Source organism: Succinispira mobilis DSM 6222 (assembly GCF_000384135.1).
Lineage (GTDB): Bacteria > Bacillota > Negativicutes > Acidaminococcales > Succinispiraceae > Succinispira > Succinispira mobilis.
In genome coordinates this window covers 262,726-287,707 of sequence record NZ_KB913028.1, presented here as the reverse complement: position 1 = coordinate 287,707, position 24,982 = coordinate 262,726, and the positions used below count along the sequence as shown (strand labels likewise).

The following is a 24,982-nucleotide window of genomic DNA, read 5'->3' as shown; positions in this document are numbered from 1 at the left end:
AAATCCTCTTGTTATTTAATTTTTCCCTAAAAAGTTAAATAATCTGCTTGTTGCCAATTACTAAAATATTTCCGTCTAGCAATTACCAAATAAAACCCTGCTGTTTTACCAGTCTAAGTTCTACAAAGTATCGACTTTTTAACCTTTAACAACAATTTTTTTTGCGCTAGATTGTTTGCCCACAAACATTCCCCATAAACAAATTAACAAACTCATACTTAGCGCTGGCAAAAGCGTATTGTGCCAAGTTGGAAAAAACAGTCGCCAACTTAAAGAAGTTAAGACACCAAAAAAGATTGCCGCAACTCCATAAGTTCTGGGCAAACAGCCTCTACAGAAAATCGCCAAAGTAAACGGCACAAAAATTCCCGCACCCCGCAAACCCATGGATAAATAATTCCAAGTTAAAACCATGGATTGCATATTCCACCAGGAAAATAGTGCCGAGGCGACTACCACTAATAACATAAATAAGCGATTTAGCTTTAATAGTTTTGCTTTATCAGTTTCTCCTGAAAAAGGTGCATAAATATCTTGGGTCAACATCGTACTCATCCCTAAAGAAATACCGCCAATAGAACCCACAGCTGACAAGAGCATCGCCGTAATCCCCCGTCCCGCTAACCACTCGGGCAGATAAGTTACCATGTATAAAGGTAATGCCGCAATTGGTATTATTTCTGGATGATGTAGGCGCATAAATAAACCAATAAATACCGAAGGCAAGCCAACCGGAATGGTAATTAGACCCGCAATACAAGTTCCTAGTAATGCAGTTTTAGCGGAGCTGGCTGAAAAAATTGCTTGCACGTAAGTTTGTGTACAAATTACCCCGACAATTAAACAGAAAAAATTAGTTAAATTAGCTCCCCAATTTTTACCGCCTAAACTCAACCAATAGTATTCACTATAAGTTGCTTGTACGCCTGTGAGATGGCCCAGATTTGCAAATGCCTGATAGCCGGCTACAAATATTGTCAAAAAGATCAAAGCCATCTTAAACAGCCCTGCAACCCCCGAACTACTAATGCCGCCAAAATATACTAAAGCTAAGACCGAACTGATAATACAAACTATTGCCGTTAGTTCATTTACGCCAAACAACAGCATTATTAAGTGCATTGAAGTTAACATACTCGCCACTACACTGAAAAATAAACCTGCGGAAGAGGCAATACTAGCTAGCGGACCCGCCTTCGGACCGTAATTTAAAACTAAATATTCTGGAACAGTAGATAAAGCACTAGTGCGGAGTTTGCTAGCATAAAACAAGCCCATAAACACTAGCGCTAGCCCACAGCCTAAGGTAAACCACCAAGCGGATAAGCCAATACTAAAGGCCATTTGGGCCGTGCCGACAGTCGCCGCGCCGCCCACAATCGTCCCTAATAAACTTCCAGCTACAATTTTCACGCCTGCGGAACGACCACCTAAACTATAGTCGTCGGCAGTTTTTACTTTTTTACCAGCGCGGGCCCCTAAATATAAAGCTAGGGCCAAAGAAATTGCGGCAACCAACAAATGGGTATTTGTCAACGTCATAATTTATCCCTCACGATCGCGATATTTTCTAGCTATTATTATAAAATAGCGGCAACTATTTTTATCTATTGTTAAGCTACGACAGCTCTCAAACTAACTTTAGCTTATTAATTAAATCTAGCCTAAATAAACATTGTGATAGTCATGCTTTAAGTATAGCAAATTTTTTGTTATACTTAATATACTATAAAGTCATTGAGATATACTATAAAGGTATAGGTGAGCTATGGAAATTAGACATCTAGAAGCTTTTTTGGCAGTTGTCCAAGAAGGTAGTATTAACAAAGCGGCGCAAAGCCTGCATATTGCCCAACCACCCCTAAGTCGACAGTTAAAATCCTTAGAAGAAAGTCTCCAGATTCAACTTTTTATCCGCGGCAGTCGGGAAATCAAACTTACGCCCCAAGGTCATTTATTTTTAGAACGCGCTCGTGAAATTCTAAACTTAGTCAGCCAAACCCAACAAGAACTACTCAATAGTAGTCAGCAAGTACTGGGAGTTTTAAGTTTAGCTGCGATTGCCACTGCGGCCACTATTGACTTACCTAAAATTATTGCCAATTACCAACCGCAGTTTCCACAAGTGAGTTTTAAGCTCTGGGAAGGTGATTCTCAACGCGTTCACGATTTATTAGCCAAAGGTTTGGCGGAAATCGGCTTCGTAAGTCCTCCTTTCGATAGCGAAACCTATAATACCTTAGCCCTGCCTGCCGAAAAACTTTGCATTATTTATAACAAAAAAATTTTTGATTTCCAAAACCAAACTAGTATTTCCCTACTAGCAATAAGTCAATTGCCGCTCCTAATTCACCATAAATATTTACCCTTAATTGAAAAAGTATGCACGCCTGCGCAACTAACCCCTAATATCTTTTGTCAAAGCGATGATATTTTACCGCTAATTGCCTGGGCTAAAAATGGTCTAGGGCTAGCAATTGTAACTAGCACCGCTTATAATATTTTCACGCATCCCGATTTAGCAACTTTGCCTTTTACCGAAGAACTACTTAGTACTGGTCGTGGGGTGATTTGGAGTAAAAAGCGTCGCCTTTCCCCCGCCGCCCTTAAATTTATCGACGTGATTGGCAATTATATTCAAACTCATACTAACTAATAACAAGGAGGAACTTAATATGCCATATGTAAATATCAAAATAACTAAAGAAGGTGCAACACCTGAGCAAAAAGCGCAACTTATTCAAGGCGCAACCCAACTGCTAGTTGATGTGTTAGGCAAAAATCCTAAAACTACAGTTGTAGTTATTGAAGAAGTTGATACCGATAACTGGGGCATCGGTGGTGAAACTGTCACCAATATTCGCAAGCAACAAACCCCTAAGTAAAGCACATTCCTTGTTTCTTGTTGTTCTGATTCTTTAAATAATTAGGATGTAGCAAAATATAAACGGATCTAAGTCTAAAAATATCCGCTCTATAAAATATGTTGTCGTGTGTGGAAATTATGCAAACAAAAAAATTCCGCATATCACAACATATTTTTTTCTAAAAAATTAACCATTTTCAAAAATCCAGGCTGATAAATTTATACTTCCGCTTAACAATTTTTTCCTGTCCAAATTAAATATTTTTACTAAACCTTACCAACAACCAACAACTAACAACCATTTTCGCACTAGCTAATAATAAGGATATTTTTCTTCACTAGCTTAACAGCCGCTTTGTTCAGTATTTTGTATACAATTTCCTAAAACATTGAATAATTAGTTCGAATGTTGTAAAATTTTCAATAAGTTGTAGTGCTGTTTTTGCTCTTGTTTCTTTACCCCTTGTAGTCATCAAGTTTATTCAGCCTTTACGCTGTTTATATAGTATTGTTGTCTATCTTAAAGGAGGTCTTGCTATGAATAAGAATCTTAGAAATGGTATTGTTGTTGTGCTCGTCGGTCTTATCTTATGGTTCCTACCTACTCCCGCTGGCTTAAAACCACAAGCCTGGCAATTATTTTCTGTTTTTGTGGCTACCATTATTGGTTTTATTTTACAGCCCCTACCAATTGGTGCAGTAGCTTTTGCAAGCATTGGGATCACGGGTCTGTTGGGAATTTTAAAACCAGCCCAAATTCTCACGGGCTTTAGCACCACCGTAATTTGGTTGATCGTATCAGCCTTCCTGTTTGCTAAAGGTTTTATCAAAACTGGTCTTGGCAATCGCATTGCTTATACTGTAATGGCGCGCATTGGTGATAGCTCCCTTAAATTAGCCTATGCTTTAGCTATTAGTGATTTTATTGTTTCACCAGCTACTCCATCGAATACCGCCCGAGGTGGCGGCATTCTCTATCCAATTGTAAAAAGTCTTTCTCTAGCTTTCAATTCGGAACCCGGGCCTACAGCTCGTAAAATTGGGGCTTATTTAATGACCAGCACTTTCCAAGTAAATTGTATTACCTCGGCCATGTTTATTACAGCCGTAGCGCCTAATTCATTGGTAGTCGCTTTGGCCGCTAAAACGGGGAATATTAATATTACTTGGGGAACTTGGGCCTTGGCCTGTATTTTACCAGGAATAATCGCTTTAATAATTGCTCCCTACTTAGTGTATAAACTCTTCCCGCCAGAAATTAAACATACCCCTGAAGCTAAGGTTATTGCTCAAGCTGAGCTTACAAAAATGGGTCCGATTAAATATGGGGAAAAAGTAGTTGCCGGTACTTTTTTGTTAGCACTTTTAATGTGGAGCACTGGCTCTTTTACTAAAATCGATGCCACGGTTACCGCAATTGTCTGTGTCAGTGTCATGCTGATTTTTAATGCCTTAGAATGGAAAGACGTCTTAGAAGAAAAAGGGGCTTGGGACACCCTTATCTGGATGGGTTCCTTGATTACTTTAGCTGGCGCCCTTTCCAGTGTTGGTTTTATTGGCTGGTTTGCTAAACTAGTTGCTAGTTCTATGGTTGGTTATAGTTGGACTACTGCTCTAATCATACTTTGGTTAGTATATATGTACTCGCATTATGCTTTTGCCAGTCTCTCTGCCCATGTAACGGCGATGTATGCAGCGTTTTTAGCCGTGGCTATTGCCACTGGCGCCCCTGGTTTTCTCGCCGCTATGAGTTTGGGGGTTATCTCGGGTTTAATGGGTAGCCTTACACATTATGCAACTGGCCCCGCACCAATTTTCTTTGGCTCTGGTTACGTTTCGCAAAATGATTTTTGGCGGATCGGCTTTATTATGTCGCTGGTCAATATGCTCTGCTTCTTAGGCTTGGGTAGCATCTGGTGGAAACTGCTCGGTCTTTGGTAAATAAAAAGATATGTTGTGCGCCGCAGAAATTTTCCACACACCACAACATATCATCGTAAATCAGATTTATAGCTTTATCAGATTATTATTCAGTTTACTTTAGGGGCTGTCTCAAAATAGGTTTTAACCTGTTTTAGGCAGCCCTTGTTCATGTTATAAGTAAAAAACAATTAATTAAATAGCTTTTGTTTGTTGAGTTGCTCGCAACAGCGAAAAAAACAAAACATCTTCCGTCATCATATGGTTTACAATTACTTCATCCACAATAAAAGAGAAAAAGGCCGCAGGTTTTAATTCCTGTCGTTCTTGGGCCGCTTTAAGCTTAGCAGCTTTACCTAATAAGTTGCGATGCGTCTTTTGATGCCATTTTAATTCGGGATAAGCAATTTTTTCCATGATAACTTCTTCATGTCGGAAATGTTGCTCTACATGCTGCAAAACTAACTCTAACTGCTGAGAAATCGTCGCTGCTGTAGCACCACTAAAAGCTAAGTATATAAGTTGATTTCCTAAGGCCAACAATTCCTGATGCTCGGCATCAATCTGCCCATCGCCGCTATTCCACTTGCTATCCCATTGAAGTTGTAGATAATTTTGTGGCGGCAGCATTTCTTCTGTTGCTAATACCACGCGATTTCGACCTGAATTTTTGGCCTCATATAAAGCTTGATCTACTCCTTTATACCAAGTAGCAAAGGATTCGCTCTGCATTCTTTCTGCCACACCTAAACTTGCCGTTACCCTGCCAGCCTGGGGATGATTATTCGCTTCTAAGGCCTGACGAATTTTTTCCGCAACTAACATTGCTCCCACACTATCTGTATTCGGCATAACAATAATAAATTCTTCCCCACCCAAGCGTACTAAATAATCGGTATTGCGAATAATTTCCGTAATTACTTCCGCCGTTCTGCGCAAGACAGCGTCACCTACGGGGTGTCCCCAAGTGTCATTAACAAGTTTAAAACGATCTAAATCCAAAATTGCCATCGCCATTAACTCTTGATAGCGATCTGCCCGCTCTAATTCTTCGGCAATGCGTCTTTCAAAATATAAGCGATTGTAAGCACCCGTAAGCGCATCACGACTACTATAATATTCCGTTTCTTTTTGTTTTAACCAATTTTCAGTAATATCGCGAAAATTAATTGCTGTGCCAATTACAACGTCGTCTTTATCGAAAACAGGTGCTGCTTGTCCCGCAATATAATATTCGCTTCCATCTTTAGCTACAATGACAATATTCTCTGGGGAAACAATTGCTTTTCTAGCTGCTAACACTAGTTTAGCCGGATTAGCTGCGGGCTGTTTGGTTGTAGCATTCCGCAGCTCGAGAATTTCCTCTAAATCACGCCCCAAAGCATCTGCTTTAGACCAACCCGTTAAAGTTTCAGCAACTGTATTGACAACTAGAACTTTCCCCAAGTCATCTGTTACAATTACCGCTTCTTGGATAGATAAAACTGTCGCAGCAAAAATCGCCTGCTCGCGGGCTAATTGTTGTTCTGTTCTTAAGCGCTCACTTTGCGCCCAAACTACATTCATCAACATTTGCAAATTAAAAACATCGTCTTGGCTATAGTCGGACTTCTTGTTAGCCACGCCCGCTACGGCCACAATTTTGTCGCGATCAATCACCGGTAACGAAAGAAACTTATCAATCTGTAGATGTCCTGCGGGGCAACCATGCTTCTTACCTAAATAATTCTCATAATCATTAATTATAATTTCTTTACGTTGTCGTACCGCTTCGCCCCACAAACCTACATTAGGTAGAGAATATAATCTTTGCTGTTCGTGAACCCGACACTCTTCTAACACGGTTTGCGACCAATTATGCAATAAAAACTCCTGTTTTTGTTCATCGTATAAAAAAATATACCCAATCCTACTACCTGTAACTGCAATTATTTCTTCCAACGATTTAGCAAATAACTCTTCCAAAGAAATATTCTTTAGTTGTGTTAATTGTAAATGTGCCGTTTTAATTGCTAAATTATTTTTTAATTGTTGTTGTTGTTCAATATTAGCTGTTACATCTCGGGCTACACCAAACAAGGTTTGCCCATAAGGATGCACCCGCCAATCTAAATAGCGATATGAGCCATCAAGGTGGCGATAACGATTAACAAAACCCAGTAATTGTTCTTGCTTCCCTAAGCTAATCATGGCAGCCTTTGTCGCCTCTAAATCCTCATGATGCACGAGGGTTAAAAATTCCTTGCCCACTAATTGTTCTGTGTGATAACCTAATGTTTCTGTCCAGGCAGCATTGACTTTAAGCAATCGACCCGTTAGATCGGCAATGCATAATAAATCAGGATTTACCGCAAAAATGCCTTCCAATTCTTCATTTTTTTCGCGCACACGCATTAAATCTGTGATATCAGCTAAGGTACCAATAAAATGTTTTTGCCCCTGAGCGTTGGTAAAAATACCACCACGTGCCACAACCCATTGCCACTGCCCAGCTTTATTGCGCAGACGATGCGGCACTTCAAAACGAGGAATTTTCCCTTTGATAAAGGCCTGCATAACATTCTCTAGCCGCTCTTTATCTTCTGGATGCCAGCGTTTACGCCAAAATTCGTAACCATCTTCTGCTTCATCAACTGCATAACCCAAGATTTGTTTGTATTCTGGAGTTATATACATTTTTTGAGTTTGTAAGTCTAGATCCCATAACCCGACTGCGGCACACTCAAAAGCCAATTGAAAACGCCGTTCATTTTCACGCAATTTGGCTTCCGCAAGCTTTAATTTATTAATATCGACGTGAGTAATAAACATTTTTTGCGGCTGCCCTTCAGTATCCCATTCGATAACGCGACCACTGTTTAGCACCCACACCCAAGAGCCATTTTTGTGCTTCATCCGCGTTTCCACAGAATAATAGGGAGTTTTTTCATAGAAATGTTGTTGCAAAGCAGCATAAGCTCTTTGTAAATCTTCGGGATGCGTATTCTCTTCCCAAGTAGTGAGGGTCGGCGCAAGTTCTTGCTTTGTATAACCAATTATTTCTGCCCAGCGTTCATTATAAACACTTTCGCCTGTTTTAATGTTCCATTCACAAGTACCGATACCAGCACTTTGCAAAATTAGCTCCAAATACTTTTGCCCTTGTTCGCTACTTGTTGTTACACTTGCTGTTTTCATCTTCTAATCCCGCCCATCCTACACTTTATCTTAGTTTCTCGTACAAATTTTCAGCTATTTTTCCGATAACGACAGATTGGTTTAATTATACACCTATTTCTAATTACTAGGATGTTTTTTAATTTATTTTATAGCTTTTCTTACTTTTTTGTAATCATTCCTCGTTATAAATAGTAAAGCTGTTTATAGCTAGCAGGTTCTTTACCTATTCGCAGTTGTATTCCCGACTATATTCCTGTCTATTTCTCAGCTTTCTAATATACTAGCCCCTAAAGTGTTAGTTCACAAATTAAACAAGCTACCGTTTTGAAGCTTACAGCTGCTTAAAACCTACTCTAATTTGCAAAAACTGCAAAATAAATTAACAACTTAAACTCAAGTTTTGCAAAAATATTTACCTTTTTTAGCTAACAAAAAGGACTGTATCAATAATTTCTTATTGATACAGTCCTTTATATATGATCTTTTTATTCTGCTGTAAATGGCAACAAAGCAATATTACGGGCACGTTTAATAGCCACAGTAAGTTGTCTTTGATGTTTCGCACAGTTACCAGAAATACGACGAGGTAATATTTTACCACGTTCTGTAACGTAACGGCGTAAACGAGAAAGATCCTTATAGTCAATTGTTTCTACTTTATCAACACAGAAGCTACAAACTTTTTTTCTAGCGCGTCTGTTTTTATCACGTCTCATTTGCTCTACCTCCCTTTTTTTAGCTTCCAAAACTATTGTTTTGAAATTGCTATGCAACTCCATAGCGTAATCCCACTCTAAGCATGCTTAAAATGGCACTTCATCGTTTAAATCAACATCACTACCGAATGATTGCACTACATCTTGCACTTGATCTTTATCTTCTGATTTCGCAACACTTGCTCCCTGTCTCCGCTCTAATGCTTCTAAGTTATTAGCAATAACTTCAGTTACATAGCGTTTAGAACCGTCTTTTGCATCATAAGAGCGCACTTGTAGTCTCCCGTCTACGAGAACTTTGCTGCCTTTATTCAGATTATTACCGCAAAACTCAGCTGAATTTCCCCAGACTACAATTGGTATGAAGTCGGCTTCTTGAGCGTTATCTTTCGTGGTAAAACCCCTATTTACAGCTAGTGTAAAACTAGCAACAACTTTGCCTGTGGGAGTATATCTAACCTCAGGATCTTTGGTTAAACGTCCTACTAATATAACCTTATTCACGTATATACGCCTCCCGGTTATTCGCCTTTTCTAATAATCATGTGACGTAGTATCTCGTCAGTAATCTTCATTACACGATCAAGTTCTGTAACTACTGCTGCTTCTGCTGCAAAGTGAACTAGGCAATAGAAACCTTCCAAACAGTCGTTAATTTCATAAGCTAAGCGTTTTTTACCCCAACGGTCGATTTTTTCTACTGTACCACCGTTGTTTGTAATTAAAGCCTCGAACTTACTGATTACCGCGTTTGTCGCTTCCTCGTCCATCGTCTTAATGATGTACATTACTTCATAATTGTTCATGAAAGCACCTCCTCCTCTGGTCTTTGGCCCCTAACTTGCTTAGGAGCAGGGGAATCTATATTAATTAAATATATAGACATAATATTATAGCATTACACTTTGACTTTGGCAAGAAAAACTTGCATTTTCCTTGTCCAAACTTTATTTTATACATTAAAACGGAAATGAGTTACATCGCCATCTTTCATAATATATTCTTTACCTTCTAGACGCACTAAGCCCTTTTCTTTAGCCGCATTTTGCGAACCACAAGCGATTAAATCATCATAAGATACGATCTCCGCCCGAATAAAGCCGCGCTCAATATCACTGTGAATTCTGCCTGCTGCCTGTGGTGCTTTGGTACCAATTTTAATTGTCCAAGCCCGTACTTCTTGCTCACCTGCAGTTAAAAAAGTAGTTAACCCTAACAGTTTATAACTAGCTTTAATCAAGCGTGCTAAGCCAGATTCTTCTAACCCTGCCGCTTGTAAGAATTCTTCCGCTTCTTCACCTTCTAGTTCGGCAATTTCTGCTTCTAATTTTGCTGAAATGCAAACGACTTGCGCGTTTTCTGAAGCCGCATATTCTTGAACTTTTTGTACATATTCATTGTCATAAGGATTAGCTACTTCTTCTTCACTAACATTGGCAATGAATATACTCGGTTTATTAGTCAGTAAGTTTAAAACGCTAATTGTTTCTAACTCCTCATCACTTAAACCCATACGCCTTACGGGAATAGCTTCACCCAATTGTTTGGCTATTTTCTCTAACACTTCTTTTTCTTGTGCTGCTTTTTTGTCGCCAGCTTTAATCATTTTGTGTAAACGCTCAATACGCTTTTCTACCCCTTCAATATCGGCTAGACAAAGCTCAGTATTGATAATTTCAATATCACGCAATGGATCTAAATTACCTTCTACATGGGTAATATTTTCATCTTGGAAGCAACGCACTACTTGCGCTACCGCATCAACTTCGCGAATATGAGCCAAAAATTTATTGCCTAAACCTTCGCCTGTAGATGCGCCTTTTACTAAACCCGCAATATCCACAAAGCGCATTGTCGCTGGTAATACACGTTTACTATTATTCATCGCTCTTAAAACTTCTAAGCGTGCATCTGGAACTTCTACTACACCCACATTCGGCTCAATTGTGCAAAATGGATAGTTAGCGGCTTCGGCACCCGCTTTTGTGATTGCATTAAATAAAGTACTTTTCCCAACATTTGGTAAGCCAACAATCCCAACTTCTAAACTACTAATACTCAAAGAAAATCCCACCTTCTAATTTTTTCTATTTACCTTCAGCTTTTTTAACTATATCACGTACCGCGCGTTCAAATTTGATGCGCGGAATCATTACTTGGCGCTGACAACCCAAACATTTTAGCGCAAAATCCACCCCTGTTCGGGTAATTTCCCACTCATTTATACCACAAGGGTGAGGTTTTTTCATTTTCACAACATCGCCAACTTGATATTTCATGATTTCCATAAAAATCCCCCCTAAAGAAAAATCGACCTGCGAACATCTACACAAGTCGATTATGCCCTATTAAGATTATCATTTTTTCGCTAATTTTGCAATATCTAGCGAGTAGCCTTCAAAAAAAACTCTTTCCGCGACCAATCAACCAATTTCGGTTATATGAGTTACTTCAAACCCTTTTTCCCGTAATTTTTCTACTAATAATTCTTTTTTATCGACCACATCAGCGCGAATTACTAACTCTTTCTTCCCATTTTTCATGGGCGTAGTCACAATACTGGTGATATTTAGACTTAAATCGCGAAACACATTAGAAATTTCTCCGAGTACGCCAATGCGATCATTAGCATTGATTGTTAAACGAGTTTTCCCTTCTAACAAGCCCATAGTATCTACAAAAACTTTAAAAATATCAGTTTCGGTAATAATACCCTGAACTTTATTTTCAGCATCAACGATAACCAAACCACCAATACGACGTTTATACATCAAAAGCGCCGCTTCTTCAATTGTCGCCTCACCACCGATGGTAATTACATTGCGCGTCATAATGCTTTTGGCGGTAAGTTTCCCTAACAGATAACTTAGCTCATGTTTATCTAAAGTCGTTGCTGACGACGGTGTTGCTTGGCGCACATCGCGATCAGTAACTATTCCCTGTAAAATCCCTTGGGCATCTACTAAAGGTAAGCGCCGCACTTTACTGACACGCATAATTTCTGCCGCATCTAAAATGCTAATATCAACACTTGCGGTAATTGGTTTACTGGTCATATAGTTTTGTACAAACACAATATTTCCCTCCTCAGATTAAGCTTTAGCCACCTAGATAGGCTTTTCTCACTTCTTCGCTATTCGCTAATTCTTTTGCCGAACCCGCCAAAGCTATTTTCCCGGTTTCTAAAACATAAGCGCGATGTGCAATGGAAAGAGCCATATGGGCATTTTGTTCAACTAACAACACCGTTGTCCCACTTTGATTAATTTCTTGGATTATATTAAAAATTTCTTTTACTAGCAGCGGGGCAAGTCCCATTGAGGGCTCATCTAGCAACAACAGTTTTGGCCGACTCATTAAGGCTCTGCCCATCGCTAGCATCTGCTGTTCGCCCCCAGATAAAGTACCAGATAACTGTTCTTTACGCTCTAATAACCGCGGAAATTTCTTAAAGACATCCTGCATATCTTGCTCAATTCCAGCCTTATCATTCCGCAAATATGCCCCTAATTCTAAATTCTCTAAAACGCTCATATTGGCAAATACACGCCGCCCTTCCGGCACTTGTGACAGGCCTAAGCTTACAATTTTATGAGGTGCTAAGCCAGCAATATTTTGCCCCTCAAAAGTAACCTCACCTTTTTTAGGTGTCAATAAGCCCGAAACAGTTCGTAAGGTTGTGCTTTTACCCGCACCATTAGCCCCGATTAAGGTTACTATTTCCCCTTGATTAACCTCAATACTTACATCATGCAAGGCATGAATTGCGCCATAAAAAACATCAATATTGTTTACTTTTAACATCCTAACTAACCTCCTCGCCTAAATATGCTTCTATTACACGAGGATTATTTTTAATTTCCTCAGGTGTCCCTTGCGCAATCAGACACCCATATTCTAGCACATATATCCGCTCACAAACACCCATTACCAAACTCATATCATGTTCGATTAGTAAAATCGATAATTTAAATTTTTCCCGAATCCAAGCAATTAATTTCATCAGTTCGTGAGTTTCTTGGGGATTCATTCCTGCCGCGGGCTCATCTAACAGTAAAAACTGTGGTTCTGTTGCCAAAGCACGAGCGATTTCTAAGCGCCGTTGTTCGCCATAAGGCAGATTTTTAGCAATTTCATAAGCCTTATCTTGTAGACCAAAAATCTCTAACAATTTTAGCGCTTTTTCTGTAATCTCTTGTTCTTCTTTGTAGTATCGCCCTAGTCGAGTAATACTTTCTAATAAACTGTATTGTACATGATAAGTATACGCGATTTTAACATTATCTAAAACACTTAATTCCGAAAACAAGCGAATATTTTGGAAAGTACGAGCCATACCCATTTGGGTGACTTTAAAAGAAGGTAACCCTTTAGTATTTTTGCCCCGAAACACAACTTCGCCCTCTGTTGGTTGATAAACCCCTGTAATCAAGTTAAATGCGGTAGTTTTACCCGCACCATTTGGCCCAATCAACCCCACTAACTCGCCCTGCTTAATGGTTAAATTCAGATTAGAAACCGCTCGTAAGCCGCCAAAAGTAATGCCCATTTTATTTATTTGCAGAATGTCCACTTTTAGCACCTCCTAAGCGAAATAATCTTTGTAAATTTAATTCTGTTGTACCCAATAAACCTTGCGGACGATAAATCATCATAATAATTAAGCTAATCGAGTATATAATCATCCGCCATTCTGGATATTCCGATAAAGCTGCCGTAATAAAAGTCAGCACTATTGCCCCTACCACTGAACCAGTAATACTACCTAACCCACCTAGAACTACCATCGTTAAAATATCAAAAGATTTCATAAAGGTAAAAGAAGCTGGATGCGCAATATAGTAGTAATGTGAGAACAGGCCGCCCGCTAGACCTGCAAAAGCTGCCCCCACAGTGAAAGCCAACACTTTATATTTCGTGGTATCAATCCCCATAGTTTCCGCGGCAATTTCATTTTCGCGAATTGCTAGGCAGGCTCGCCCAGGTGCTGAATTAATTAAATTTTTCACCACAAAAATTGTAAATAAAGCGAACATAAAAGCATAAGTAAAGTTAGTTTCGCGGGCAATACCCATAAAGCCAGAGGCCCCACCTACATAGTTGATATTTAAAATCGCTACCCGAATAATCTCTCCCAAGCCTAGCGTGGCTATTGCTAAGTAATCGCCTTTGAGGCGTAGCGTTGGTAATCCAATCAGTAAGCCTAATAGACCGGCTGCGATCATGCCAAAAACTAAAGCCACTTCAAAAGGCAGTGCTAATTTAACGGTCGCAATCGCAGACAAATAGGCTCCTACCGCCATAAAACCGGCATGCCCAATAGAAAATTGTCCCGTAAAACCATTGATGAGATTTAGACTTACCGCCAAAATAATATTAATACCAATAGAAACTAAATTGGCTTCCCAAAATGCCCCAATAATATCAAACGCAATACAAGCTTGCATTAAAATAAACACGGCTATTGCTAAAAGCAAAGACAGTAAATCTTGTTTTTTCATTGTCTTCATTACCGTCACCTACACTTTCTCACGCGTATTTTTTCCCAACAAGCCTGCTGGTTTAAATAATAAAATTAAAATCAAAATCGCAAAGGCTGCAGCATCACGCAAGGTCGAAGAGATAAAGCCACTAACCATCGCTTCTACCACACCCATGATTAAACCACCCAATACTGCCCCAGGAATAATACCAATGCCGCCCAACACTGCCGCCACAAAGGCTTTTAGCCCTGGCATAATCCCCATAAGTGGGTCAATAGAGTTATAATAAATACCTACTAACACCCCTGCCGCTGCCGCTAAAGACGAACCTAAGGCAAAGGTATAGGAGATAACTTTGTCAACATCAATTCCCATAAGTCGCGCCGCATCAGTATCATAAGATACTGCCCGCATCGCTTTACCAGCCTTCGTTTTTTGAACAATATAAGTTAGAGCCACCATTAAAACTAAGGCTACCGATAAAATTAAAATTTGTTGGCTGTTTACAATTAAACCGCCTAAGTGGTATACTTCCGCGCCAAATACACTAGGAAAAGTCCGTGGTTGAGGCGTTACAAATAAAATCATGCCATATTCTAGTAAAAGAGAAACCCCGATTGCCGTAATTAAAACCGCAATTCTTGGCGCGTTTCTCAGCGGTTTATAAGCTAATTTTTCGATAATCATCCCGATAATACTTGCAGCCACCATCGCAAATAGTAGGGCCGGAAAAAATGGTAATTTCAAAACGGTAATCGCTACAAATCCTGCATATGCGCCTACCATATAAATATCTCCATGGGCAAAATTTATTAACTTGATAATCCCATAAACCATTGTATAGCCTAGGGCAATTAGAGCATAAATACTCCCTAAAGATACCCCATTGATTAATTGCTGCAAAAATTGCATGATAAATGAGCTGCTTTCCATAAAGTTAATCCTCCTGGATAAAATACTTTATGGTGGGCTAGGGAATCTAGCCCACCTTAGTTTATAGATTTTTATTTTTCAAAGACTAGGGATTTACTTTTTCTTTAAAGATTTGTTTACCGTCTTTAAAGGCAACAATTACAGCACTTTTTACGGCATCATGTGTTGCATTTAGGCTAATTTTTCCGGAAACGGCCGCATAGTCTTTAGTCTTTTCTAATTCATCACGAATTTTAGTCGGATCTGCACTATTAGCACGTTTAATCGCTTCTACAACCATCATAGTTGCATCATAAGCAAGCGCTGCAAAAGCGTCTGGAGTTTCATTATATTCTTTTTTATAGTTCGCTACAAAAGCTTTTACCGCTTCACTTGAATCGTCTGGGGAGTAGTGATTACTAAAAAATGCATTGTCTAAAGCTGTTTGTCCAGCAATTTCTGGTAATTTAGCTGAATCCCAACCATCGCCACCTAAAAATGGTGCCGTAATGCCCATCTCTCTTGCTTGCTTAATAATTAAGCCAACTTCTTGATAATAACCTGGTACAAAAACTACATCTGGGTTTTGGGCTTTAATTTTGGTTAAAGTTGCTTTAAAGTCCGTATCTTTTTGTAAATACGCTTCTTGAGCTACAATTGTACCTCCATTTTTCGCAAATTGCTCTTGGAAGAATTTGCCTAAGCCTTTAGCATAGTCACTACTATTTTCGATATATAATGCTGCTGTTTTGGCATTCAAACTTTTAGAAGCAAAATTTGCCATTACTGAACCTTGGAAAGGATCAATAAACGCGGCTCTAAATAAATATTCTCTAGTTTTACCAGTTTTAGGATCTACCGTTACCGCTGGATTAGAGGCAGTCGGACTTATACCTAATACTTTATATTTTTGGTTAATTTCAGCTCCAGCAATAACGCTTGAAGACGCAATTGGAGCAATAGAAGCAATTACTTTATCGCTAGTAATGAGCTTTTGCATAGCATTAGCTGCTTCTGCAACTTCACTTTTGTTATCAGCTACTACCAATTCTAATTTCTTGCCACCTAAAACGCCACCCTTGGCATTGATTTCTTTAAGAGCCAATTTAGCCCCGTTTGAAGCTGATTTTCCGAAAGAAGCATTAGTACCAGTCATTTCTAAATTAGCACCAATTTTTAAAATATCGCCGGCTTTATTATCAGCTTTTTTTTCGCCGCCACAACCAACTAGCAAGCTACCTGCTAATAAAGCTACACCTAAAATACTAAAGAGTTTTTTACTTTTGGCAAACATTATCTCAACTCCTATATTTTTTAAAATTGCTATGGCCCGCCTCCAAAGGAGACAGGCTTTTAGCTATAGTTTCTAGAATTCTCTTAAAAACCAAATTATAAATTAATTCTTTCTTTAAAGGTTTGTAAACCATTTTTCATTTCAATGATTACTACCCCTTTAACAGGATTATGTTTGGCATCTAAAGATAATTTACCCGTTACTACTTGTAAATCTTTAGTTTTAGCTAAAGCATCGCGAATTGCTTTAGGATCTGTACTATTGGCACGTTTAAGTGCATCCACTAACATTAAACCAGCATCATAGCCAAGTGCTGCAAGGGCATCTGGTGCTTGATTATAGATTTTTTTGTAATCTGCTACAAATTTTTGAATTCTTGGATCTTTATCTTCTGGTGAATAATGGTTACAGAAATAAGTATTATTCAACGCATCCGCACCAGCAATTTCAGCTAAACGTGGCGAATCCCAACCATCTACCCCAATAATTGGCATGTTCATACCTAACTCTCTAGCTTGTTTTACAATCATACCTACTTCTTGGTAGTAAGCCGGAATAAAGATAACTTCTGGGTTTTGGGCTTTTATCTTAGTTAAAGTTGCTTTGAAATCCGTATCCTTTTGCAAGAAGGCTTCCTGAGAAATTATTTGTCCACCTAATTTTTTAGTTGTCTCGGTAAATACTTGCGCCAAGCCTTTAGAGTAATCGGAAGACGAATCTAAATAGACAGCGATTTTCTTAGCATTCAAGCTTTTAGCAGCAAAATTTGCCATTACTTCTCCTTGTAGCGGATCAATAAAGCAACTTCTAAAGAGATATTCTCTTAATTTGCCATTATCAAAAGTAATTTTTTCATTTGTACCGGTTGGTGTTAACAATGGTACTTTATTATCAGTTGCAATCTGTGCAGATGCTAATACAGAAGCACTAACTACTGGACCAACCACAACAGAAACCTTATCTTTAGTTATTAGTTTTGTTGTCGCATTAGAAGCCTCTGAAATTTCAGACTTATTATCAGTGTAAATAAAATTAATCTTTTTACCATTTACACCACCTGCGGCATTAACTTCATCAATCGCCATTTTAAAACCATTGAATGTAGATTTTCCAAAACTAGCTACCCCACCGGTAAGTTCGAAATTGCCGCCAACTTTGATTTCATTAGTGTCAGCCGCTTTTTTCTCGCCCCCGCAGCCTGTAAGCGCCGTCAGCATTAACATTCCTGCACACAAAACACCTACTGCCTTTTTCCAAGACTTTTTCATCGGTATTTGCCCCCTCATTTTAGATAGATTTTGTCCATTTTGACAAAACTTAGTTTTTTTAAAGTTTACAATCGAATAGACATAGTCTTTCTTTTCTTTTCTCTTGTAACAACTTGTATTATATTATAAAAAATTATACCTTTACTTGTCAACATCTTTAGAAAAAAATACAATATAAAAAAGCGATAAGTTATGAAAAAATCACAACTTATCGCTTTTTTATACATTTTAGACAGAGATTATTGTACCTGTGTATTTTTTATACTTTCACTTCTACCATTGAATACCGCACCTTCTTCAACTACAAAGGCAGCCGCCTTTACATCGCCGGTTACAAAAGCTGTTTCCATTAATTCAATCTTACCCGTAGCATTAATGTTTCCTGTAATATTACCAGAGATAGTAATATTATGTACACTAATGTCCGCGACAATTTTAGCTTCACTACCTACCAAAATATCGCCGTTAACTGTTATTTGCCCTTCAAAAACCCCATCTATGCGGACAGTTCCCGCACAACTGATCGTTCCCTTAAACTCTGAACTTTTTCCGAGCAAAGTTTCAATATTACTAGTATCTACTGCTGCTTTCGCTTTTTTACTTGAGCCAAACATATATTTTTTTCTCGCTCCTTTATCTGCGTACTTTAAACTTATATAACTTACAGGATAAAACTGCTAACTTAGTCAGTAGCTTCACGAAACTATCTTATTGCATAAAAGTCATCGGATTAACTTCTCGGCCATTTACACGCACTTCATAATGAACATGTGGACCAGTACTCATACCTGAGTTGCCGACGTAAGCAATAACATCACCTTTTTTAACTTGTTGACCTATAGCTACCACAATAGCCGAATGATGTCCATACGCTGTTACATAGCCATAACCATGATCTATTTCTACATACCGACCATAACCACCATACCAGCCAGCATTAGTAACTACTCCATCCGCAGTAGCATGTATTGGCGTCCCAATGGAATTGGCAATATCTACGCCTGGATGCCAATCACTCCCATAACCAAAGGGAGATTGTCGCCACCCAAAACGTGAAGTAATATCACCTTCAGTTGGCCAAATAGAAGGCGTTCTCGCTAATTTTTGATTGCGTTCTTCTAATTGACTTTTTAATTCTTTTAAACTAGCATCTTTGCTTTTCAAAGCCGCTTCCAAACTATTTAGCTGTAGTTGCAGACTATCTACGTTATTTTTAGCGATAGGACCACCTTGCCCACCACTACGTTCTGTTCTTTCAACACCCGAGCGCGAAGTAGAACTCGTTTCAGGGTTGCCCAAAGCTCGTTTAACTTCATTTTCTAGCGCTTCTATTTCTGATATTTGCTTTTGTATTTCCGTAGTCTTTTGCGCTAAAACTACCAGTTTTTGTTCTTGCACATCTTTGTTGGCTCGCAGTTCTTGTAATTCAGACTGACTACTAGCTGCTTGTTGCACGGTATATGCTTGGTAGGTAAATAAACCTGCACATACCACTAAACAAGTAGCTATTGAGCCCGCTATTAGCTTAAGACGCTTGATTGGTACTCTTAAACTATAAATTTTATCATCGCGGTGCGGCACGATCATAAAGGTATATTCACGCTTATCCGGTTTTTTCTTTGTTAACTTCACCAATCTAATCCTCCCAAACCAATATATTAACTCCACCCCATATTCTAATATATTTTAGTAATTAAGTCAAAATCTTTATAAAAAGAAAACATGCAGCCTCTACGTCAATGCGCGTGGCTGCATAAAATTACAAATATTGTCTTGTATTATTTTTGCTCTGTCCAGCAATCACTTACTGTTTTCGCTGTACTTTTCCTGTGCAGTTTTGATAGCTAACTGTTCTTCTTCTGTTAATACATGTGCTGAAGTGTTATTAATTATAGCTTTAGCATAACAACGCATATCTGTCCGTGAAATTAATCCCGACAAAACCAAACCATTATTGTATTCATCGAGCACCGCCATCGAATAACTCAAATCCCCAGCAATGTCATTATAGGCATTAAAACGAATGATCCCGACTTTTTGGATACAACCTTGCATTTTATGCTCCAAATACTGCTGTTTTTGCTCTAACCTTTGTAAATCTATCACATTTTTGTTAATTGCGTCCAAGCGCTTAATAAACATATCCTCAAGATTTTTATCTTCACTACCTTGCATAAGCAAAGTATATTTTTTTCGCATATTATTAAGTCTTACATATAAAACAATAATTAACAATAGTAAAAAGGCACACACTCCGGATAAAACACTAAGGACCATTTGTATATCGTACATAAATAACCTTCTTTCTCACAAAAAAATTATAATATTGTTGCTAAAACTGCGGCCACAATAATTGCTGGTAACCAGTTAGCTACTTTAATATCTTCTATTTCTAGCATTTTTATCGCCAACGCCAAAATACTTACTCCACCCACCGCCGTAATCTCGCGAATAACCGCCGGCGTAAAGTAGGCACTAAAAAATTCTGCCAATAAGGTTATTGAAGCTTGGTAAACAAAAACAGGAATTGCCGAAAACGCTACCCCAATTCCAAAAGTTGTTGCAAATACTATCGCTGACACCCCATCTAATACCGACTTAAGATATAACACTTCCGTTTGTCCCTGCAAGCCATCTTGAATACTGCCGACAATAGCCATAGCCCCCACACAATACACTAAGCTCGCGGTAATAAAACCCTCTTGAAATCTGCTCTGCCGCATTTTAGGAAAAAGGTAATTAGTCAATTGCATCAGTTTACTCGCCAAACTTTGCATATACTTTTCTAAATTCAATTGTTCGCCAATAATAATGCCAATAACTAAACTTAAAATTACAATTAACAAATTTTCGGTTTTCAGTGCCATTTGCACACCAATAATACCTACCGTGATTTTTAAGGCTTGCATAATCGGCTGTTGATACTTTAGCAAAAAGCTGTTGCCCAAACCCGAGCCAATTAAGCCCCCCAGTAAAACTGCCGCTGTATTTGCGATTGTTCCTTTCACTAACTACATTCACCACCGTTTTGTGCCCAACAACTGTTCTAGCAATTCTTCTAGATTTTGCAGGCCATAATAATCAATTTCAATTTTTCCTTGTGCTTGAGTACCTTGGATCTTCACCTTAGTTCCTAATCGTTCAATCAGCTGTTCTTCGATAGCTTTTAAATGCACATCACCAGCCGCCAACATAGTTGGTTTCCCTGCTGATTTAGGTTTTTGTTGCTTTACCAGTTGCTCTACCTGTCGCGCTGTCAAATTTTCAGCAATTACCTGTTGCCACAACCGTTTTTGTTCGCCGGCTTCACTCACAGCTAGTAAGGGCCGCACTTGACCAACCGAAACCTTTCCCGCCGCCAACTGGGTTTGGATATACTCTGGCAAAGCTAATAGGCGCAAAGCATTACTGATAGCGGTACGGCTTTTGCCAATTTTTTGAGCCAATTGTTCTTGAGTAATTTGCAAACTTTCCAACAAGCTTTTCAGAGCTTGGGCCTCTTCGATCGCATTTAGATCCTGCCTTTGAATATTCTCTATTAATGTGACTTGTTGCAATTGTACATCTGAATAAGGCCTAATTAAAGCGGGAATTGCTGTCCAACCCAATAACTTAACAGCTCGCAACCTTCTCTCACCCGCAACTAATTCATAGTTTGTCGGTAATTCAGGATGCACACGTACAATAATTGGTTGTACTAAGCCTTGCTGCTTGATAGATATCGCCAATTCTTGTAGCTGCTGTGCCGCAAAAACTTTGCGGGGCTGATATCTACAGGGTAAAATTTGGGCGATCTTAATTAACTCTGCTGCTGTTTCTGGTGTATTTTGCTGCTGTTTCACTTAGTTTTTCACCTTATTTTTACTTTTTTGTTTCACGTGAAACTTTAGCTTTGTTGCTGGCATTATTCGGGATACGAATTGTTAAAACTATTTCTTCTGGCAAAACTTCTTCTTGCATTTTAATATTAACAGCTAAAATATCTTTTACCTCTGCCAAAGATTTTTTTAGAGTATTAATAATAATCCGCGCATCTTTAACCACTATTTTTAACTTCTTTTTATCGCCATTATCCGTTTCCGCCACCTCTGGCTTATTTAACAAGATATTATCTATTAAAGTTTCTGTCTGACGCACAGTTAAATCTTTGGCTAAAATATCTTGTACAACTTTTAACTGCAACTGTTCTTCTTCTAATTTCAATAAAGCACGCGCGTGACGCTCCGTTATTTTCCGCTCATACAAATGTGCTCTTACCGCTTGCGGCAACCTTAAAATCCGCAATTTATTTGCGATTGTCGATTGTTGCTTGCCAACTCTTTTCGCGACTTCTTGTTGCGTCATATTAAATTCACTCATTAGCTTTTGATAGCCTTCGGCTTCTTCAATAAAATGCAGATCCTCGCGTTGCAAATTCTCAATCATGGCAACTTCAGCAATTTGCTTATTAGTATAACTAGCAATAATCACCGGAACCTTCTTTAAGCCCGCTAATTTTGCGGCCCGATATCTTCGCTCACCAGCAATAATCATGTATTCTCCACTATCTGTTGGACTAACCAGTAACGGCTGCAATACCCCAAAATTGCTAATTGATTCAGCTAATTCATTTAAACTTTCTTGAATAAAGTTTTTTCGCGGTTGATCTTTATTTGGTATTATTTTTTGTACATCTACTTGTATAATATTGGACAATTTTTTATCTGCATTTAGACTACTTTCGCGTTGATTAAAACTCGCCGACACAAGCTGCCACCTCCACCAAATACAACATTATTTACAAGGGATTTTTTTCGGGAATTCCTGCTTTTCTAGGATAAGTCTTCGCTGTAGAACGTTCTTTTTTAATATAAATCACAACGCGCTTATCCTCTAACTCTGGCAATTGCACCTGCTTTATTTTAATTATTTTCCCACCTAGGATTTTTAAAGCCGCCTCAGCCTGCTCTACCTCTAGTTGATAATTGCTTGCTTTCATGGCTACAAAAACACCGCCTGTTTTTAATAAGGGCAGACAATATTCTGCTAAAATCTGCAAGCGTGCCACAGCGCGTGAGCAAACTAGATCGTATTGTTCGCGATGTTGCTTACTCCGACCGGCATCTTCAGCTCGCAAATGACAGGTAACAATTTGTTGTAAACCTAAATTCTCAATAACTTGGTCTAAAAATTTCAGGCGTTTCGCCAAAGAATCCATTAGCACAACATCTAGCTTGGGTTGTAAAACCTTGAGTGGTACTCCTGGGAAGCCTGCCCCTGTTCCTAAATCACATATTTTAGCACCGCTATTAAAAATTTCTGGTTCATAGGCATAAAAAGAATCTAATATGTGTTTTAAGACTACTTCACGAACTTCAGTAATTGCCGTTAAGTTCATTACCTTATTTGTTTCAATCAGTAACTCATAATATTGCTCTAGTTGTGTTACTTGCGCTTCTGACAAGACAAAGCCAGCTTGTTGGGCGTATTTTTGTAAACAATCTCTAAATTTCATTTTTCTCCCTACGCTTTTGCTCCAAGTATATTAACAAAACACTGATATCAGCAGGTGAAACACCTGAAATTCTACTAGCTTGGCCGATAGATAAGGGACGCCGGGCAATCAATTTTTCCCGCGCCTCTAATCCTAGCTCTTTTATCTCTTGATAATTTATCTCCGCCGGAATTTTTTTACTCTCTAACTTATTCGACTTCTCTACCTCTTTTTCCTGTTTCTTAATATAGCCTTCATATTTTACTTGAATTTCTAATTGCTCACTGGCCGAGGCACTTAATCTAGGCATAGCAAATTTTTCTACCAGACTTTGATAACTGACCTCGGGGCGTCTTAAAAGTTCTAATAAGTTAATCCCTGATTTTATCGGCGGCGTACCTAAGGTTGCCAACTTAGCTTGCACTTCTTGATTCGGAGCGATATTTGTTGTTCTAAGTTGTAATAACCCCTGTTCAATTTCGGTTTGTTTCGCACAAAAAACAGCATAACGCTGCTCATCAACTAGCCCTAATTCTCGCCCTTTGGGTGTTAAGCGCAAATCAGCATTATCTTGCCGCAGTAAAAGTCGATATTCAGCCCGTGAAGTCATCATCCGATATGGTTCATTAGTTCCTTTAGTCACTAAATCATCAATTAGTACGCCAATATAAGCCTCCGCTCGCCCTAAAATAAACGCTTCTTGCTGATTAAGCTTACGCACTGCATTAATTCCCGCCATCAAACCTTGTGCGGCTGCTTCTTCATAACCACTTGTTCCGTTAGCTTGACCTGCGGAAAATAAACCTTTAATTTCCTTATGCTCTAAAGATGCTTGTAACTGCAAAGGATCTAAACAGTCATAATCAATTGCATAACCCGCACGCATCATTTTCGCTTGTTCTAAGCCTGGGATAGTCTGTAAAAATTTTATTTGAACATCAGCTGGTAAAGAAGTCGACATCCCTTGTACATACATCTCGCTCGTACTTAAGCCCTCTGGCTCCACAAATAATTGATGCCGTTCTTTATCCGCAAAACGCATTAACTTCGATTCAATCGAAGGACAATAACGCGGCCCTACTCCTTCTACCAAACCATTAAACATTGCCGCTTGATGCATATTATCATGAATTACCTGATGCGTCGTCTCATTGGTGTAGGTTAAATAGCACGATACTTGTGGTAACGTCCGCTCCGTACTTAAAAAAGAAAAAAAGTGTGGCTGGGTATCGCCTGCTTGCTCTTCCATCCGCGCATAATTTAAAGAGCGCGCATCAACTCTGGCAGGAGTCCCAGTTTTAAACCGCATAATCTTCACCCCTGCAGCTCGCAGGCTGTCTGAAAGTTTCAACGCCGTCCTTAAGCCATTGGGCCCAGAATCATAGGCTAATTTACCATAAATTATTTTTGAAGCCAAATAAGTACCCGTAGCTAAAATTACACATGGTGCTAAAAACTGCTCACCAGTTTCAGCTAAAACACCTTGAACCTGCTTATCTTCAATTAAGATAGCATCAATCATCAGTTGCTTTAAGTCTAAATTATCCTGAGCCTCAATAACTTGCTTCATTAAGTTCTGGTAAATAATTTTATCTGCTTGCGAGCGTAAAGCTTGTACTGCATGCCCTTTACCCGTATTAAGCATCCGCATTTGGATACAAGCCCGATCTGCATTAATGCCCATTTGTCCACCTAAAGCATCAATTTCTCTTACCAAATGCCCTTTAGCTGGCCCCCCCAAAGAAGGATTACAAGGCATCAAGGCCACATTATCTAAGCTAATTGTTGCCAGCAGAGTCTTTTTACCAAGTCTAGCAGCAGCTAAAGCCGCTTCACAGCCAGCATGCCCCGCACCAACTACGATAATATCATATTCATTACTACCCATTTC

At 38.9% G+C, this 24,982-nt stretch carries 25 protein-coding genes; 3 read left to right on the top strand and 22 right to left on the bottom strand.

All coding sequences use genetic code 11. From position 1 onward, the window contains the following. Window positions 1-138: 138 nt before the first annotated feature. A complete protein-coding gene (locus SUCMO_RS0101390; RefSeq protein ID WP_019878604.1) occupies window positions 139-1,542 on the bottom strand; it encodes a sodium:solute symporter family protein in 1,404 nt (467 codons plus the stop codon). 226 nt (window positions 1,543-1,768) lie between these two features. Here SUCMO_RS0101390 and SUCMO_RS0101385 point away from each other — a divergent pair, with 226 nt between their 5' ends. The 3 genes from SUCMO_RS0101385 to SUCMO_RS0101375 all read left to right on the top strand — a co-directional run bounded on the left by SUCMO_RS0101385 (window position 1,769) and on the right by SUCMO_RS0101375 (window position 4,807). Continuing rightward, window positions 1,769-2,656, top strand: a complete 888-nt coding sequence (locus SUCMO_RS0101385; protein ID WP_019878603.1) for a LysR family transcriptional regulator — start codon at window positions 1,769-1,771, stop codon at window positions 2,654-2,656. Between the two features lie 19 nt (window positions 2,657-2,675). Continuing rightward, window positions 2,676-2,885: a tautomerase family protein gene (locus tag SUCMO_RS0101380; RefSeq protein WP_019878602.1), complete on the top strand. Its 210-nt coding sequence runs from the start codon at window positions 2,676-2,678 to the stop codon at window positions 2,883-2,885. Window positions 2,886-3,403: 518 nt separating this feature from the next. Next, window positions 3,404-4,807, top strand: coding sequence for an anion permease (locus tag SUCMO_RS0101375; protein ID WP_019878601.1), 1,404 nt, complete (start codon window positions 3,404-3,406; stop codon window positions 4,805-4,807). A gap of 174 nt (window positions 4,808-4,981) precedes the next feature. Here the strand turns inward: SUCMO_RS0101375 and SUCMO_RS10855 are convergent, their stop codons facing one another. The 21 genes from SUCMO_RS10855 to mnmG all read right to left on the bottom strand — a co-directional run bounded on the left by SUCMO_RS10855 (window position 4,982) and on the right by mnmG (window position 24,979). Next, entirely contained in the window at window positions 4,982-7,963 is a 2,982-nt protein-coding gene (locus tag SUCMO_RS10855; RefSeq protein WP_019878600.1) for a PAS domain S-box protein, read from the bottom strand. Between the two features lie 467 nt (window positions 7,964-8,430). Continuing rightward, entirely contained in the window at window positions 8,431-8,661 is a 231-nt protein-coding gene (gene rpsR, locus SUCMO_RS0101365; RefSeq protein WP_028953824.1) for a 30S ribosomal protein S18, read from the bottom strand. A gap of 87 nt (window positions 8,662-8,748) precedes the next feature. Then, the gene (locus SUCMO_RS0101360) at window positions 8,749-9,165 is read right to left on the bottom strand and encodes a single-stranded DNA-binding protein (protein ID WP_019878598.1); all 417 of its coding nucleotides are present in this window, start codon (window positions 9,163-9,165) and stop codon (window positions 8,749-8,751) included. Between the two features lie 17 nt (window positions 9,166-9,182). Beyond that, window positions 9,183-9,467, bottom strand: a complete 285-nt coding sequence (rpsF, locus tag SUCMO_RS0101355; protein ID WP_019878597.1) for a 30S ribosomal protein S6 — start codon at window positions 9,465-9,467, stop codon at window positions 9,183-9,185. A gap of 146 nt (window positions 9,468-9,613) precedes the next feature. Further along, window positions 9,614-10,717: a redox-regulated ATPase YchF gene (ychF, locus tag SUCMO_RS0101350; RefSeq protein ID WP_028953823.1), complete on the bottom strand. Its 1,104-nt coding sequence runs from the start codon at window positions 10,715-10,717 to the stop codon at window positions 9,614-9,616. A gap of 31 nt (window positions 10,718-10,748) precedes the next feature. Then, window positions 10,749-10,949 (bottom strand): DUF951 domain-containing protein, encoded by a 201-nt coding sequence (locus SUCMO_RS0101345; protein WP_019878593.1) that lies wholly within the window; start codon window positions 10,947-10,949, stop codon window positions 10,749-10,751. Between the two features lie 135 nt (window positions 10,950-11,084). Continuing rightward, window positions 11,085-11,735 carry a CBS and ACT domain-containing protein gene (locus tag SUCMO_RS0101340; protein ID WP_019878592.1) on the bottom strand — a complete coding sequence of 217 codons (651 nt, stop codon included), beginning with the start codon at window positions 11,733-11,735 and terminating at the stop codon, window positions 11,085-11,087. A gap of 25 nt (window positions 11,736-11,760) precedes the next feature. Further along, on the bottom strand, window positions 11,761-12,465 hold the full coding sequence (locus SUCMO_RS0101335; protein ID WP_019878590.1) for an ABC transporter ATP-binding protein: 705 nt from the start codon (window positions 12,463-12,465) through the stop codon (window positions 11,761-11,763). A 1-nt stretch (window position 12,466) separates the two neighbouring features. Further along, window positions 12,467-13,234: an ABC transporter ATP-binding protein gene (locus SUCMO_RS0101330; RefSeq protein WP_019878589.1), complete on the bottom strand. Its 768-nt coding sequence runs from the start codon at window positions 13,232-13,234 to the stop codon at window positions 12,467-12,469. Continuing rightward, window positions 13,212-14,171: a branched-chain amino acid ABC transporter permease gene (locus tag SUCMO_RS0101325; RefSeq protein WP_019878588.1), complete on the bottom strand. Its 960-nt coding sequence runs from the start codon at window positions 14,169-14,171 to the stop codon at window positions 13,212-13,214. Before SUCMO_RS0101325 ends, SUCMO_RS0101330 begins: the two co-directional genes overlap by 23 nt. 9 nt (window positions 14,172-14,180) lie before the next feature. Beyond that, window positions 14,181-15,077: a branched-chain amino acid ABC transporter permease gene (locus SUCMO_RS0101320; protein WP_019878587.1), complete on the bottom strand. Its 897-nt coding sequence runs from the start codon at window positions 15,075-15,077 to the stop codon at window positions 14,181-14,183. 85 nt (window positions 15,078-15,162) lie between these two features. Beyond that, entirely contained in the window at window positions 15,163-16,350 is a 1,188-nt protein-coding gene (locus SUCMO_RS0101315; protein ID WP_019878586.1) for an ABC transporter substrate-binding protein, read from the bottom strand. A gap of 95 nt (window positions 16,351-16,445) precedes the next feature. Then, window positions 16,446-17,618: an ABC transporter substrate-binding protein gene (locus tag SUCMO_RS0101310; protein ID WP_019878585.1), complete on the bottom strand. Its 1,173-nt coding sequence runs from the start codon at window positions 17,616-17,618 to the stop codon at window positions 16,446-16,448. Between the two features lie 239 nt (window positions 17,619-17,857). After that, window positions 17,858-18,232: a bactofilin family protein gene (locus tag SUCMO_RS0101305; RefSeq protein WP_019878583.1), complete on the bottom strand. Its 375-nt coding sequence runs from the start codon at window positions 18,230-18,232 to the stop codon at window positions 17,858-17,860. A 94-nt stretch (window positions 18,233-18,326) separates the two neighbouring features. Next, window positions 18,327-19,250 (bottom strand): M23 family metallopeptidase, encoded by a 924-nt coding sequence (locus SUCMO_RS0101300; RefSeq protein WP_019878582.1) that lies wholly within the window; start codon window positions 19,248-19,250, stop codon window positions 18,327-18,329. Window positions 19,251-19,418: 168 nt separating this feature from the next. Next, on the bottom strand, window positions 19,419-19,910 hold the full coding sequence (locus SUCMO_RS0101295) for a DUF4446 family protein (RefSeq protein ID WP_019878581.1): 492 nt from the start codon (window positions 19,908-19,910) through the stop codon (window positions 19,419-19,421). 26 nt (window positions 19,911-19,936) lie between these two features. Beyond that, window positions 19,937-20,626: a DUF554 domain-containing protein gene (locus tag SUCMO_RS0101290; RefSeq protein WP_019878580.1), complete on the bottom strand. Its 690-nt coding sequence runs from the start codon at window positions 20,624-20,626 to the stop codon at window positions 19,937-19,939. A 9-nt stretch (window positions 20,627-20,635) separates the two neighbouring features. Continuing rightward, window positions 20,636-21,460, bottom strand: a complete 825-nt coding sequence (locus SUCMO_RS10095; protein WP_019878579.1) for a ParB/RepB/Spo0J family partition protein — start codon at window positions 21,458-21,460, stop codon at window positions 20,636-20,638. A 19-nt stretch (window positions 21,461-21,479) separates the two neighbouring features. Next, a complete protein-coding gene (locus SUCMO_RS0101280) occupies window positions 21,480-22,364 on the bottom strand; it encodes a ParB/RepB/Spo0J family partition protein (protein ID WP_019878578.1) in 885 nt (294 codons plus the stop codon). 31 nt (window positions 22,365-22,395) lie between these two features. After that, window positions 22,396-23,112: a 16S rRNA (guanine(527)-N(7))-methyltransferase RsmG gene (gene rsmG / locus SUCMO_RS0101275; RefSeq protein WP_019878577.1), complete on the bottom strand. Its 717-nt coding sequence runs from the start codon at window positions 23,110-23,112 to the stop codon at window positions 22,396-22,398. Beyond that, window positions 23,102-24,979 (bottom strand): tRNA uridine-5-carboxymethylaminomethyl(34) synthesis enzyme MnmG, encoded by a 1,878-nt coding sequence (gene mnmG / locus SUCMO_RS0101270; RefSeq protein ID WP_019878576.1) that lies wholly within the window; start codon window positions 24,977-24,979, stop codon window positions 23,102-23,104. Before mnmG ends, rsmG begins: the two co-directional genes overlap by 11 nt. Window positions 24,980-24,982 lie beyond the last annotated feature (3 nt).